Annotated in this window: 13 protein-coding genes; all 13 read right to left on the bottom strand. The window is 44.4% G+C overall.

Translation table 11 applies throughout. From position 1 onward, the window contains the following. Positions 1 to 45: 45 nt before the first annotated feature. Positions 46 to 633 carry a hypothetical protein gene (locus tag ACJA3J_RS03360; protein ID WP_406945521.1) on the bottom strand — a complete coding sequence of 196 codons (588 nt, stop codon included), beginning with the start codon at positions 631 to 633 and terminating at the stop codon, positions 46 to 48. 126 nt (positions 634 to 759) lie between these two features. Then, a complete protein-coding gene (locus tag ACJA3J_RS03355; protein WP_406945520.1) occupies positions 760 to 1,701 on the bottom strand; it encodes a class I SAM-dependent methyltransferase in 942 nt (313 codons plus the stop codon). Between the two features lie 368 nt (positions 1,702 to 2,069). Further along, positions 2,070 to 2,381 carry a hypothetical protein gene (locus tag ACJA3J_RS03350; RefSeq protein WP_406945519.1) on the bottom strand — a complete coding sequence of 104 codons (312 nt, stop codon included), beginning with the start codon at positions 2,379 to 2,381 and terminating at the stop codon, positions 2,070 to 2,072. Positions 2,382 to 2,811: 430 nt separating this feature from the next. Beyond that, the gene (locus ACJA3J_RS03345; RefSeq protein WP_406945518.1) at positions 2,812 to 3,546 is read right to left on the bottom strand and encodes a cytidylyltransferase domain-containing protein; all 735 of its coding nucleotides are present in this window, start codon (positions 3,544 to 3,546) and stop codon (positions 2,812 to 2,814) included. Positions 3,547 to 3,562: 16 nt separating this feature from the next. Continuing rightward, positions 3,563 to 4,615 (bottom strand): pseudaminic acid synthase, encoded by a 1,053-nt coding sequence (gene pseI, locus ACJA3J_RS03340; RefSeq protein ID WP_406945517.1) that lies wholly within the window; start codon positions 4,613 to 4,615, stop codon positions 3,563 to 3,565. Beyond that, positions 4,575 to 5,147 carry a UDP-4-amino-4,6-dideoxy-N-acetyl-beta-L-altrosamine N-acetyltransferase gene (gene pseH / locus ACJA3J_RS03335; protein WP_406945516.1) on the bottom strand — a complete coding sequence of 191 codons (573 nt, stop codon included), beginning with the start codon at positions 5,145 to 5,147 and terminating at the stop codon, positions 4,575 to 4,577. Before pseH ends, pseI begins: the two co-directional genes overlap by 41 nt. Further along, on the bottom strand, positions 5,140 to 6,186 hold the full coding sequence (gene pseG / locus ACJA3J_RS03330) for a UDP-2,4-diacetamido-2,4,6-trideoxy-beta-L-altropyranose hydrolase (protein ID WP_406945515.1): 1,047 nt from the start codon (positions 6,184 to 6,186) through the stop codon (positions 5,140 to 5,142). The genes pseH and pseG overlap by 8 nt, the downstream gene beginning before the upstream one ends. Beyond that, entirely contained in the window at positions 6,183 to 7,391 is a 1,209-nt protein-coding gene (pseC, locus tag ACJA3J_RS03325; RefSeq protein ID WP_406945514.1) for a UDP-4-amino-4,6-dideoxy-N-acetyl-beta-L-altrosamine transaminase, read from the bottom strand. Before pseC ends, pseG begins: the two co-directional genes overlap by 4 nt. Positions 7,392 to 7,405: 14 nt before the next feature. After that, positions 7,406 to 8,350 (bottom strand): dTDP-glucose 4,6-dehydratase, encoded by a 945-nt coding sequence (locus ACJA3J_RS03320; protein WP_406945513.1) that lies wholly within the window; start codon positions 8,348 to 8,350, stop codon positions 7,406 to 7,408. Between the two features lie 65 nt (positions 8,351 to 8,415). Further along, on the bottom strand, positions 8,416 to 9,825 hold the full coding sequence (locus ACJA3J_RS03315) for a CDP-glycerol glycerophosphotransferase family protein (protein ID WP_406945512.1): 1,410 nt from the start codon (positions 9,823 to 9,825) through the stop codon (positions 8,416 to 8,418). A 21-nt stretch (positions 9,826 to 9,846) separates the two neighbouring features. After that, on the bottom strand, positions 9,847 to 10,851 hold the full coding sequence (locus ACJA3J_RS03310) for an SDR family NAD(P)-dependent oxidoreductase (protein ID WP_406945511.1): 1,005 nt from the start codon (positions 10,849 to 10,851) through the stop codon (positions 9,847 to 9,849). Positions 10,852 to 11,056: 205 nt separating this feature from the next. Then, on the bottom strand, positions 11,057 to 12,433 hold the full coding sequence (locus ACJA3J_RS03305) for a hypothetical protein (protein ID WP_406945510.1): 1,377 nt from the start codon (positions 12,431 to 12,433) through the stop codon (positions 11,057 to 11,059). Further along, positions 12,430 to 13,668 (bottom strand): surface carbohydrate biosynthesis protein, encoded by a 1,239-nt coding sequence (locus tag ACJA3J_RS03300; RefSeq protein WP_406945509.1) that lies wholly within the window; start codon positions 13,666 to 13,668, stop codon positions 12,430 to 12,432. The genes ACJA3J_RS03305 and ACJA3J_RS03300 overlap by 4 nt, the downstream gene beginning before the upstream one ends. Positions 13,669 to 13,772: the final 104 nt, after the last annotated feature.

The raw sequence follows: 13,772 nt of genomic DNA, 5'->3' as shown, positions 1-13,772 counted from the left end.
AGAACATCGACTTCCTTATGTCCTCCTATCTATGTAGACATGTTTTCATGCCCGTTTTCTCCCGCTTAAAATATAGCCCCATACCATCAGACTGAGGATGACATAAAACCAAACGCTGATCCTGTATCCCATGAGCTCCGGTGCTTGATACAGCCATCCACAGACCATTCCAATTGTGGATGCCGCGGCGATTTTCACAGCAGGTTTGATCAAAAATAGCACCAGAAGAAAAAAGACAAAAGCAAAAGCCACATCACCCAGATTCCCCTGAGCAAGCACAAGCTGACGTAAGAGCGCAAATGCCAGCAGACTAGTCGCAAGAACCAAAATGGAAGAGCCGGCATAACGACGGTGTACCATCCTTTTGCGCCATTCAAAAACAATAGTCAAACATGTGGCTATGTACAGTTCCTTCGCCCCACCAGGGTAAGAGAGGACTGATAAAGGATAGTCAAACACAAGCTCCCATCTCGTCACAAACTTCGCTCCTATAAAAGCGAAAATCCATGTGGTCAACAAGGATAAAAAGCTTTCGATGCTTTCCTTCTTCTCCTTCTCTTGCAAAATCCATAGAATTAGCACCCCGACGGCAATGGATACCGCCCGAATTACCAGTATAGGCTGTATAATCATAGGTTTCCTCCGCTCGAACCTGTTAAATTTACCGTTCCAAAATCCAGTATAAAACAAGTTTATGAAAATATGATGAAAGACAAAACCCTTTCACCTGGAATGGACCCGGCAAAAGGGGAAGTTTGCTCATCCTTTATCATTATTAAAATACATAAGAGGTCGCTTTCCGAGCCCTCTAATATTATCCGAATAGGTCAAAATCTCAGGCTTTTTAGCTTGCAAGAGATCGTTAATTCCTTTGACCGTATAGCTTCTACAGCCTCCATCTGCCTCTTCAAGAGCAGAAGACTCAATAAAAAGATGCTTGGAATGGGCGAATAGCACCTCTATGACTTCCTCGTAGTTATCGAAATGATGCAGGACACTCAAAGCGAGAATCACGTCAAACTTCTTATTCTTGCAGAGCTCTTTCAATTCCTGTACTTCCACACGCCTGTTGATGAGTGTTACATTCGGGTTTTCATTCATATCGTAAATCTTTCGGGCTTCCTTTTTCTCCTCAATCATCGTTACCGGCACATTAAAATCTTCCGCGATCCGGTAGGAAAAATAGCCGTTGTTAGCTCCGAGATCAAGGACCGTAAAGGGATCACTCCACCCCTTCATCTTTTCCTTTACTTTTTCATACCTGTTTGCACACTCTCTTTGACCCTTTTTGACAAGTTTCCCTTTCACCCATAGATCCTGATACACGAATCGATTCCCCCTAATAAAGTATTTCGTTTCTCCTGATTCCACCAAACCATACAAAGACGCCTTTTCCCTGCCATTGGACTCAAAGTACATATGAAACACGTGCGACGCCACTTCTAATGGGTAAACCCCATTCGCAACTTGCTCCCACTCCTTAATTTCATCCAGGTCTATGACTCTCTTTCTTTTCGGGGGAATTCTCGCCAAAATCGATTGACTCCCCAATACTGAAAGAGCTGCTATACGATGCTGTCCGCCTGTAATCAAAAAACGGTAGTCCTTTCCCTTCTTCAGAAAGTGGCCTTTAATGAATCCATCATGAAATTGTGTAGGTTGATACCCTTCTGTTTTCAATTTTTCATAGACATGAACCAATCGTTTGTACTCTTTTCTTATGAATGTTTTTGTATTGGGGCCATAGTGTTGGCTACCCTCTTTCTGTACGCGCCTATGATTCATCCCCCAAGGCAGTGGCACCCAACGTTCCTGATATATGGGGTTAAAGGCATCGCCACACATAAAGCATTCAAACATCGAGGCAGGTTGATAGAGAGAATAATATTTGAAGAGAAAGGAATCCCTGTAAATCATTTTCGGTTTTTTTCTGTATTCTTTGAGCGTTTCACACAAGTAATGCCAACCCTGCTCCGTATAAGAAAACCCTTGCCAATCCACACATTTGTTCAAAGGGACCTGAACTGTTGGTGAGGAGCTGATTAGAGCATCCTTTCCATAAGGTATAGTCATCTACCTGCGTCTCCCTTTTTAAGAAGTCCATATTTCTCAGCTTTCTCTTTCCCCGTCGTTTGAAAATAACAATGAAACACTTTCTGTGCTGCCCTCACACTATACGTTCCGTTTTTCACTTGCTCCCATTGATCAATATGACGAATATCGATGACCCTTTTCCAGTCCGGCTGAAGTTTTACATCCAAATCCGTTTGCCCCAGAACGCCTAAGACAGCCATCCGATGCTGCCCACCTGTCACTTTGAAACGATAATCTTCTCCGTTCCTCAAAAAATGCCCACGGACATATCCGTCACGATGATTCAAAGGCTGATATCCTTGCGCCCTCAACTTATGGTAAAGAGTAGTGATTCTTTCAAACTCTTTTTTTATGAATGCGTTGGAATTGGGCCCGAAGTGCTGATTATCCAATAATTTTACTCTAAACGATTGGTCCCATGGAAGTGGAACCCATGGCGTTGTGTGATGCTTTGAATTAAACTCTTCCTCACACAGAAAACATTCAAATGTGGAACGAGGCTGATATTTGTCATAGTACTCCTTTAGTATAGAAATGGAGTAATGGAGGTCAGGGTTTTTCTTGTATTCCCTTAATAATGCGCTGAAATAATGCCATCCTTCCTTTGCGTACATAAACCCCTGCCAGTCGCAGCACTTGTGCAAGGGAACATTGACAACCTCTAAAGAACTCTCCAATCCCGTTAGCCCTTTTGGAACAGTCACATCCATCCGCCCCTTAAGTTTCACCTTTCTGTTTGACTTGACGATTGATCTCCGTCCATTGCGGATTCTTCCTTAAAACATCCAAAAGGTCCTGAAAGGTAAACGCCGGGTTGGTTGGATACAGATGCTCGAGAACGGTAGAGACAAATTGGAAATCTTCCAATGTATCAACGGTCCAGCGGTGATGACTTTCATCCGTGTCATGAGTAACCTGCGCAATCCCCTGGTCTCCGACTCTCTTGACAATGAATGGCGTCACATGTTCAAGGTCATGGGGAGAGTTTGCATTCATATAGGCATCTTTTAGAACTTCATAAGTGAAAACTTCTGTATCCAGGCCTCTTGGATAGGAACGGGTCTTTGTGTTCGACACATACAGGTAATTTGGATAGTGATCTTGAAAATACGTGATGACTTTATCGATGACACCCGGATCAATGAATGGACAATCGGCAGTCAGCCTGACTACGGCATCTGCTTTATAATGTTCACATGTCCCATAAAACCTTCCAAGTACATCTTTTTCAGATCCTCTAAAAGTATCCACATTCAAATATTTGCACAAATCAATAATCGGTTCATCCAGGGCTTTCTTTGTTGTGCTGATCACCAGATGATCGATTTTTTTTGAACGCTTCATTCTTTCCACTTGATACTCAAGCAAAGATTTCCCATTGACTTTTTTCAGCACTTTTCCAGGGAGCCTTGTCGACCCCATACGAGCCTGAACAATAGCTATAACTTTCATAATTCCACCTCTTTTATTACCCGATAAGGTTCCACGACATCGGCGTCCCCCTAGGAACATTTTTATTTACTTTTTTACCAAGAAGCAATTCATAATATTTAGGAGACAGACCGAAACCAGGCCGGATGGATCGCAGGTTATCTTCCGTCAAAACGTCTCCTGCCTTGAGGTTTTCTGTAATGTATAAGGAACGCCGGTATTGACCTGACGCTTTTTCACTGTGGGTCGGACCGTAATTCACCGTCCCCAGAGCCAGCCAGGCTCTTTCTGTTTCTTCAACTAACCGGGCCATTTCATCGGGTTCCAATGAAAATTGTGCATCCACTCCACCGTCTTTGCGTGCGAGGGTAAAGTGTTTCTCGACAACGGTTGCACCGAGTGCTACGCTCGCAACTGCCACACCGGTGCCCAGCGTATGGTCGGACAAACCGACCTGGCACTGAAAAAGATCCCGCATATGGGGGATGGTGGCAATATGAGAATTTTCAGGTGTGGAAGGATAACTGCTTGTGCACTTCAACAGGATCAGATCTTTCCCTCCCGCTTCTCTGAAGGCTTGAGTCATTTCAACCATCTCCCCTGCCGTAGCCATTCCTGTCGAGATAATAAGAGGTTTCCCTGTTCTCGCTACTCTCCGAATTAAAGGGAGGTCGGTATTTTCAAAGGATGCGATTTTGTAGAGAGGGACATGCAGGCTTTCTAAAAAATCCACCGAGGATGCATCGAATGGCGTGCTGAAACCGATCATCCCAAGCTTCCGGCATCGATCGAATATCTTTTCATGCCACTCCCACGGGGTGTAGGCTTCCTTATAAAGATCATAGAGGCTCTTTCCTTTCCAAAGACTCTCCGGATCTTCAATTTGAAATTCGTCACCCTTATGCTTAAGCGTCATTGTATCTGCGGTATAGGTCTGGATTTTCAAGGCATGCGCCCCCGTCTCTGCTGCCTTATCTACGATTTCCAGGGCTCGAGCGAGTGACTGATTATGATTTCCCGACATTTCTGCAATGATGAATGGAGGATGATCAGGACCGACCTTTCTTCCTATGATTTCGATTTCCATCATCCTGCCCCCTTTTTAAGATTTCACGCCTTTTGAGCCACCCATCTTTAAATAAACCCATAGGAATAACATCTATGAATTTCCCTTCACGCACTATTTGTTCGATCAGCCGCCCTTCAGGAACGAATCCAAGTTTTTCATGAAACCGAAGACTGGCAACATTAACATCCAGGACTTCTGCACAAACTTTCCGGATGCCGACCATTTCGAACATAAAGTCCAGTCCCAGCATACCCATAGCCGTCCCGGCGCCTTTTGGTGCCTCAGGATCACCAATATAAAAACCCCATTCACACGTTCCCTGTTTTTGATCGATATTGGTGAACCTGACAACCCCGAGCGGGCGCTCTTTGTAAATGAATAACTTGGTGTAAGAAGAAGGGTTCTGCTGATCCCTTTCAAACCATGAAACATGGTCCTCCCAGGGAATCCACTGGTCATGATACATATGAATCCGGATGTGCTCGGCGTTCCGCCACTTCCAAATCATCGGCAGATCCGCACGCTCGACGTCACGTAAACGAAACTCATCCATCGCTTCCATCCCCCATCATCAACCGGGAAACGCCGTAAGGCTTATGGTCTTTCATCAAATGCTTTCCTGTTTCAATAGCCTTCTTTATCAGGTCTGGTTCAGCTATGAATCTTTGTAAATGTTGAGAAAGAAGGTTCACATCTACCTCTTCACTTTTCCCCAAGTAAATGACCACACCTTTTTCCTGGAGGATGGAGATGACTTCCCTTTGATTTGCCGCTGTTTCAATAATCAACGATGGTAGATTCATGTAACAACGTTCCCAAACAGAACTGCCCCCAGCTCCAACCGCAAGATCCGCATGTTCCATAAGCCGGGCCATTTCCTTCGTTTGTACGTGCAGCTGCATACCTTCCTTCCTCTCACAAAAACGAGCAATGTCTTGCCTGCACGAGTGAGAGCTCCCAATTACGATATCAACCATAAGCGGAACGTTTAACTTCTCAAAAGCCTTGAGTGTTTTCAACGTTTCATTGGTAGGATCACTACCGCCAAATGACACGAGGATGCGTCGTACGTTTCCATCCCATTTCCGGTTACACGTAGATTGTAAGAATTCTTCTCTTAAAAGGGTGAAAGACGGACCAAGAAGAAGTTTCGTCCGCTCAGGAACGAGTCCTTTGTACCTTTGTTCCATATTTCTATACAGATTCTGGTCAAGAAGCAGGTCACAATCATGAGGGCGATTCGCAAGATCATCGATGACCATTAATTTTTGAATATGATGTCCTACCGCTTTCTCCCAACGGGCGTCCAGCCCATAATGATCCACCACAAGCCATTCAGCAGTCCCAATGTTTTCTAAAATCTGGATCGTTCTTACTGCGTCTTCTTTCCAGGAGACATTGTAAGCCCCCGTCATTTCATAAACGCGGTAACCACTCTCCTGTATAAAGTCAACTAAATCTCCCGGCCGTCTTCTGCACATAAAAAAAACCTTTGCTCCAAGTGTTCGAAGCTCACCCGCGAGCGTGAGGCACCGCATCACATGTCCTGTGCCTTCTTTTGTAGAGGCATCTACCCTAAATCCTACTCTCATTGACCGGCACCTTCGGCCGTTTCATAATGACAGATCACTTTTTTCACTGCACACACAACATCTGCCACATCACTCTCTGTCATACCAGGAAATAACGGCAGGCTTACAATCCCTTCGTAAACCTCTTCGGCCACCGGACACATCCCTTTAGTATAACCACGGTCTTTGTAGTAGGGTTGAGTATGAACCGGCATGTAATGCACATTCACCCCGATATTTTCTGCACGGAGCGCCTCAAAAATCTCTTTTCGGAGGCCTTTTAGAGTTCCTGTCATGCGTAGAATATAAAGGTGTTGAGAAGAGTTGGCTTCCGGTAGTTGCTCGGGAGTGGTGACATTCTCCATTTGGCAGAATTCCTTGTTATAGACGTTGACGAGAGCCCTTCGCTTCGCTACGAAAGCATCCAATTTAGTCAGCTGACTGCTACCGAGGGCTGCCTGCATATCCGTCATGCGGTAATTGTATCCAAGAAACTGCATTTCATATTCCCATGGATGCCGCCTCTCGAGCATTTGCCCGGCGTCTTTCGTTATCCCGTGCGTGCGGAACATCATCAACTTCTCATAATACACTCGGTTATTCGTAGTAATAATGCCCCCTTCGCCTGTGGTAATATGCTTTACAGGGTGGAAGCTGAACATGGTCATATCACTGTATGATCCCACTTTTTCTCCTTTGTACTCCGCCCCTAAAGCATGAGCGGCATCTTCAATGACGACCAGTCCATGCTGATCGGCCAGCGCTTGAATCTTTTCATAATCCGCCGGCTGACCTGTAAAATCCACAGGAATGATCGCTTTGGTTTTGGATGTCACTAAGGAGGCAGCCGAAGATGGATCGATATTATACGTCTTCGGATCAACATCAGCGAACACCGGCTTCCCTCCGGTGTACAACACACAATTGGCACTCGCAACAAACGTCAGAGGAGTCGTGATTACTTCATCCCCTTTGCCGATTCCCGCAGCAAAACAAGCGGCGTGCAAAGCTGCTGTACCATTGGAAAAAGCTACGGCATACGAAGCTCCTACGTAATCAGCCACCCCTTTTTCAAATGATTCGATGGCAGGACCTGTTGTAATATAGTCACTTTTCAAGGCATCGACAACGGCTTTGACATCCTGATCATCGATGGACTGCTTCCCGTATGGAAGCAGCGAATCACGAACGGGTTCTCCCCCGAAAATCGCTAGCTTCTCTTCCACATTCTTGAACTCCTTTAAATTAAATTCGTGCTGTCAATCCATTCTTCTGTCCTCCGAATCCCTTCCTTTAAAGAAATAGAAGGCTCCCACCCCAGTAGACGTTTGGCTTTGTTATAGTCACAAAGCAGTTTAGGAATCTCACTTTGAGGGTGAATATGTTCGACATGGAGGATATGATCAGGACTCTTTGCAATTAATTCGGCAAGCTCATTAATTGCAATATCTTCCCCTAACCCAGCATTGACTATTTCGCCGTTCACTTCATCCCTGTAGCCTGCCTGCACCACAAACCGTGCGCAGTCTTCCACGTAAAGCAGATCACGGGTCTGCTTTCCATCTCCATAGATTTGCAAAGGGAGTCCGTTCAACTTATTTTTAATAAAGATGGCCACGACACCACCTTCTCCCCCTGTTTTTTGATAGGGGCCATACGTATTGAATGGCCGGATCACCGTTACTGGCAGCCCATACGCATAATAATAGGACAGAACCATATTTTCAGCGGCGATCTTCGCCCCTGCATAAGGGGATGCCGGCTTGATTGGATCTGTTTCAGATATCCCCCGTTCATCTTCTGCCCGGTCATAGACCATGCATGTGCTCATGAACACCATTTTGACCTTATGCTTCCGGCACTGCTCCAATAAATAAAACGTCCCGATCGTATCATTGTTGAAAGTTGTTTCTGGATCATCAATGCTATCCTGGACATTGATGCTTGCAGCCAGGTGATAACACAAATCAATGCCTGGATAAAAAAGACTCTCGACCGTTTTCCTGTCTTTGATATCCCCATGAATGAATGCCTTGAAATTTTTATGCACGAGTAGGTCCTCAATGTTTTCTATTCTACCGTTCGACAGGTCATCGAGCACCCATACATTGTACTGTTCATCCAATAATCTTTTCACGACCCACCGTCCGATAAAGCCGGCTCCACCTGTCACTAATATATTCACGGACACACCCCTCTCTTATATTCCCATTCATATTTTTCTATGCTTGGCCTTATGCTTGCTTTCGATCAAACCCATCTCTTTAATAGATTCATCAATCGTTCCCCTGATGACCGTTTTGCTGCGTAAGCATAAGCAACAAAATCTTTCACTTTCTGCTCCGCATACGACTTCATCTTATCTGCACGAATGTATTCAGAGAATATCCCCGCTAATTTTCCTGGATCCTTTTGAGCGAGATCCCCCATTTTTGTGTAATAACCTGAATAACCCCCAAAGGGACGATCCAGAATAAAGACTGTTTTGCCCGCAAGCATGGCTTCGAGAGCGACCGTTGAAAAATAGGTGACAACGACGTCGGCCATAGCAATGAGATCGTACAGTTCATATCCGACTGAGCTGTGAACGTAGGAATGGTTTTTGATCAGAGGATGATTGGAGCGATTAGGAAAATCTTTGAGGATGATGTTGAGCTTTTGTTTAACGGTAAGTTTTTTCAGAAACTGATCCCATACTTTGTATTTTTTCTGACTGCGGACGATTAACAGAACATTTTTTCTGGAGGGGTGTAACCTGAGTTTCTTCATCATCGAAGCCTGGCTTACTTTCGGGACTCTCGTAATTTCATCAAACCTTGGGTGCCCCACCTCCATGATTTCCTCTGCTGACACTCCCCTCGCCTGGAACCACTCCGTTTCAAAAGGACCGTAAACGGCATCAATGTCTGCAATCTTTGGAATAAAGCCCGATTCCCCTGATATGATGCCATGCTGCATTGAAACCGTCGGTATTCCATACTTGGATGCTACGATGACCAATGTTCTTGATTCAGGATAATGAGTAGAAGGAACCACGATGGCGGATACATGCACACGCTTAAACAATTGCATTGATTCATTGATTCGATTCATAATTTTCACGATCTGAAGCATCCATCGGGTTTGAAAGGTTTTGTGGGTGTACATGGGGTGATCAGGATGAGAGGCTATGATTTCTCTTGCTTTTCTTTTCACTTTTTTCACAGCAGTTGAGATATCCACTTGATAGTCCGTAAAGCATTTGTACTTAAATCCACTGGCACGTGGAAATGATTCTTTCTTCTTCTTCATTCCTTTTTCTTCAAAAATCAGCGTTTGGGATGGGTGAAAATGATTTTTCAGCGTCTTCTCCGGAAAACGAAGGAGGTCATAGACATCGTGAAGAACAATCATCCCGCCTTTTCTTACGCGCTGCATTTTTCTTACAGACGCTCTAAATGTATTAAATTTCTGCTGGACTGCTGCCGTTGACTGGATCTTATTCATTATGGTCCTGGTAAACTCAGGGGATTGTAAATCTCTCATCAATCTCTTATTCCCTATAATCAAACTCCGGTAATGACTCAAATAAGCAATAGGATAACCTTGATAGATCAGTTCTTTGAAGTCATCCAGGAAATCAAGGTACAGTCCCCAATAATTCTTAGAATACGTATCCAATCTCTCCCTCCTCTCTTTTCTTTAAATTAATCCCTGGCTTTTAAGAAGTTCATATAATTGAACAGCACTGATGGGGGACTGCCCGGAAGAACTGTACATTCCCGGAGCAGCTTTCTTGGCGTTTTTATAAGGAACATCTTTTTTAAAGGAATAAGGAATCACGTACATATCATCCAGTTCCCATGCGGTCAATGACTCTTCGTTCGTCATTAATTCTTCGTACATTTTTTCCCCTGGGCGCAGCCCTATTTCTTCCACTTTGATTTGTTCAGGGTCTTTGCCCAGCTGTGTACAGGTTTCTTTAATGACCAATGAAGCCAGGTCATCAAGTGCAACCACCGGCATTTTCAAAACAAAAATCTCTCCGCCGCGCGCTTCCTCAAGCGCTTTTATCGTTAAGGAGGTTGCTTGTTCCAAGGTCATCATGAATCTCGTCATCGTGCGGTCGGTAACCGTAATTTTCCCCTTATTGAGAATCTGTTTCTTGAACAGGGGGATGACTGACCCACGCGAGCCCATGACATTTCCAAAGCGAACACTCGCAAAAACCGTCTGTCCCCACCCTTTGCTGTATTCGGCAGCAGTGATCAGACGCTCAGCGGTAAGTTTGGTCGCACCATAGGCATTTGTCGGGGAAATAGCTTTATCCGTACTGGTGAACACCACCTTTTTCACTCCTTGCGCAAGTGCTGCCCTGACCACATTGTTCGTTCCATGAACATTTGTGAGCACCGCTTCATAAGGATTGTATTCACACGATGGCACATGCTTCATGGCTGCCAAGTGAAACACATAGTCGATGCCCTGCATCGCAGTATGGACACGATCGTAATCCCTGACATCTCCGATTAAATAACGGAGGTCTTCTCTTTTTCCCCATTCATTCTGCAATTCATGCTGCTTATGTTCGTCTCTGCTGAAAACACGGATGACATCCGGTGACTGCCCAAGAATCGTCTTGACGATTCCGCGGCCAATTGTTCCTGTACCTCCTATGACTAATACCTTTTTACCTTTAAAGAACACTTGCTTCCTTCTCCCTCTTCACGTAATCTAGTACCTTCACCCAGGGAAGGCATTCTATTTCATCGTTGCTGATACTATATATATTCAAAAACTAGAATTCGGTGAAAATAATAGGTTCCAACCTATTCAAAGATAAATACCAAGTGAATTCCTTTTCCTTTAAAAGCTCAGAGCACTTAAAAAAAGCGTTGAACTTCCTACGCTATTAGGTGCGTAAAGAAGCGATCAACGCTTTCAAGAGAAGGGTCGATTTTTGATGGGAGGGAATGTAAAACCGCTCACGAAGCTGAACCGACTGTTGTTCGGATCGGTCACTCCTTTTATCTAAAAAGGTTCGCACCTCCTCGACAAGAGGTTCGGCTGTTGAGTAGGTCAATACCGGAAGCTGGGTAAAATAGTCCGTCAAACCCGGCTGTTTCAATTTCCATACAAAGTTTTCTCTTCCATATAACATAGATTCCAACACAACGGTAGACTCGTAACTGATGACCGCGTCTACATTGGGGAGCATATCATAGAGGTGCATCCGTCGGATCAGGTGGACTCTTTTATGCTTGGCATAGCCATCAAAAGCACGGACCCCTTTCTTAATCTTGACGATTAGTTCTACTTCAGGGGCAGTGACTAGTAATAGGTCCAAAATCTGATGGGTCATTTTTTTATCCGTATGATGATCAATGAGAAGGATTCTTTTCCGTGAGGGATGAATCCCTAATGTTTTATTGAATGACGAAGCTCGGAGATTGTTCCTGGTTACCATTTCATCAAAACGGGGATGCCCGAGGATCGGCAGAAAATCAGGATCTACTCCACGACTTTCGTAGAGAGTCTGTTCATATCTCCCGTAAACCCCTTGATAGTCAGCCACTTTCGGCAGATAACCAAAGGGGGAGATGACCGCTCCGTGCTGAAGACAGAGGGTAGGGATCCCTTTTTTCCTTGCCGCCAGGGCGAGTGCTCTCGTGTCTATACTGTTTGTTTCACCAAAAACAATGAGAGAGGTATCCACCTCCATAAGGAAACGCTCGGTTCCTTCTATAAAATACAGGATTTTTTCTATCTGCTTCTTTATAGCTAAAAGGAAATGTCGGTTTCCGAACAACGGGTGGTTTTTATGCTTTCCTGCTATTGAATGAAAACGCTTGATTTCCTTCCTGGCCTCCCCTTCTATATCTACGGCATACTGACTTAATCCTTTTATGACGGCCCCATCGATCTGCTTCTTTTTCACATTGGTGATGTCCGGTTTAAGGATAAGTGATTCAGCCGGTGAGGACAGTTGTTTGTAACTAGAAGGAGGAATACCGAGCAATGGGTCATAGTAAACGACTTTCCCATGATTCACTTTTACTGCTTCTTTTATAGGAAGGAAGGCTTCAAACCGACCTTGAAGAACCTTTCCATCAGACCATGATTTTGCATAGGATGGATCTACAAGAGACTGTTCCAACCCCGCCATCCCATTGATCATGGTGGGAAAGTGTACACACAAGGAAAGAGGGAGGTTATGATACTTCCACTCACGAAAAGCGGTCAGGAAATCCAGGTACAGCCCCCAATAGTTTTTCTCATACGTATTCATGATGATTGCTCCGCTGTCATTAGGAACAAGCGGTCGGATAAAGGAATAATCTGGACAACCAGGTTATTTTGTTCCACTTCATTCACCTTTTGGAAGAATGTTTGAATTTCTCCTTTTGATAGAGAAGGAAAAAGATAACGTATTTTTCGTCTCTTGTCTTTCTGATAGCGGTACGGAATAGATGGAACCACGGCATGCAGGGGAGAATTAATGGTTCTCATTTGATTTAATATATTCTTATACGCATACTCTTCTTTTCCCAAGTTCCCATATGAGTCCATCAACAAGGAAGGTGGGTTTCTTTTTTTGACGGTTTTATCTTTCAATAGTAGAACAAGCGCTTCTAAATCTTTGATGGCTACACTAACGTCCCGTGGAAGGGGGACATCATAAAGAGGGGAAGTCACAGGTTCATAGGAATATACAGGGCGACCAAGAAGATACCCTTCAATACCAGTCGTACAACCATTATGAATCAATGCCTCAGCACCCATGATCCATGGAATGACTGCTCCTTCGTCTTTTACAAGGACATTTCCGTACCCTTTTAAATCTTCCTTATAGCTGTTTTTGCTCTCAGAAGGGTGGGGGCGTAAAATAATCTTCTTGTCCGGCAGCTCCTGGCTGATTCGTTTAATCAAACAAACAAAATGGCTGTAGAGGTCCCGGATGTATCGTGCCTGAGGCGTCAATCCATTCTCTTTCTTACCTTTTATCGTGTTGTACAAAGAGAATCTGGTATTTACCATAATGTATGGTCCATACGTTTTCTTCAGCTGATCCGCTTCCTTTTGATACATTCTTCTGTACTTAGATGTAAGCAAGTCGAAGCGTGGGTTTCCAGTAATCAGGCACCGTCCCTTTAGTGCAGGATACTCTTCTTCAATCATTCTCTGCTGCCTCGCCCCCCAGCAGTACACATAGTCATGATAAGGCACCCACTTCCTGTTCATCCTCGTTTTTAAATAAATGGATTCATCTGTATAAATCAATCCTTCCTCATCCAGATTCACTATGACATGACCGGCTTGTTTTGCCCCTACTACCACACGTTTCATATAACCACTGGGATATCCTTTGCACAGAAAAATACCGGTGGGATAGATGCGGGCCGCTTCTTCTACTTTGCTGTGCTCTCCGAGGATGACACTGTCCCCTCTCAGTAGAGCATGATAGGCAAGGAGGAGCTTTCCGTGCAGCTCCCTCGCCTTTACTTCAACAGGTAAATAGAGCATAGAACTCCTCCTTATCTCGCTGTATGCCGTTCTTTTGTTTTTTCATAAACAAAATTCCGCTTCCTTTACTCACTATTGAAACGTTTACCATCAGAAGCCAACAA

This window comes from Halobacillus sp. SY10 (assembly GCF_045401165.1).
In the GTDB taxonomy this organism is placed as follows: domain Bacteria; phylum Bacillota; class Bacilli; order Bacillales; family Halobacillaceae; genus Halobacillus; species Halobacillus aidingensis.
The sequence above is the reverse complement of the archived record's forward strand: the minus strand, read 5'-3'. Positions and strand labels throughout refer to the sequence as shown.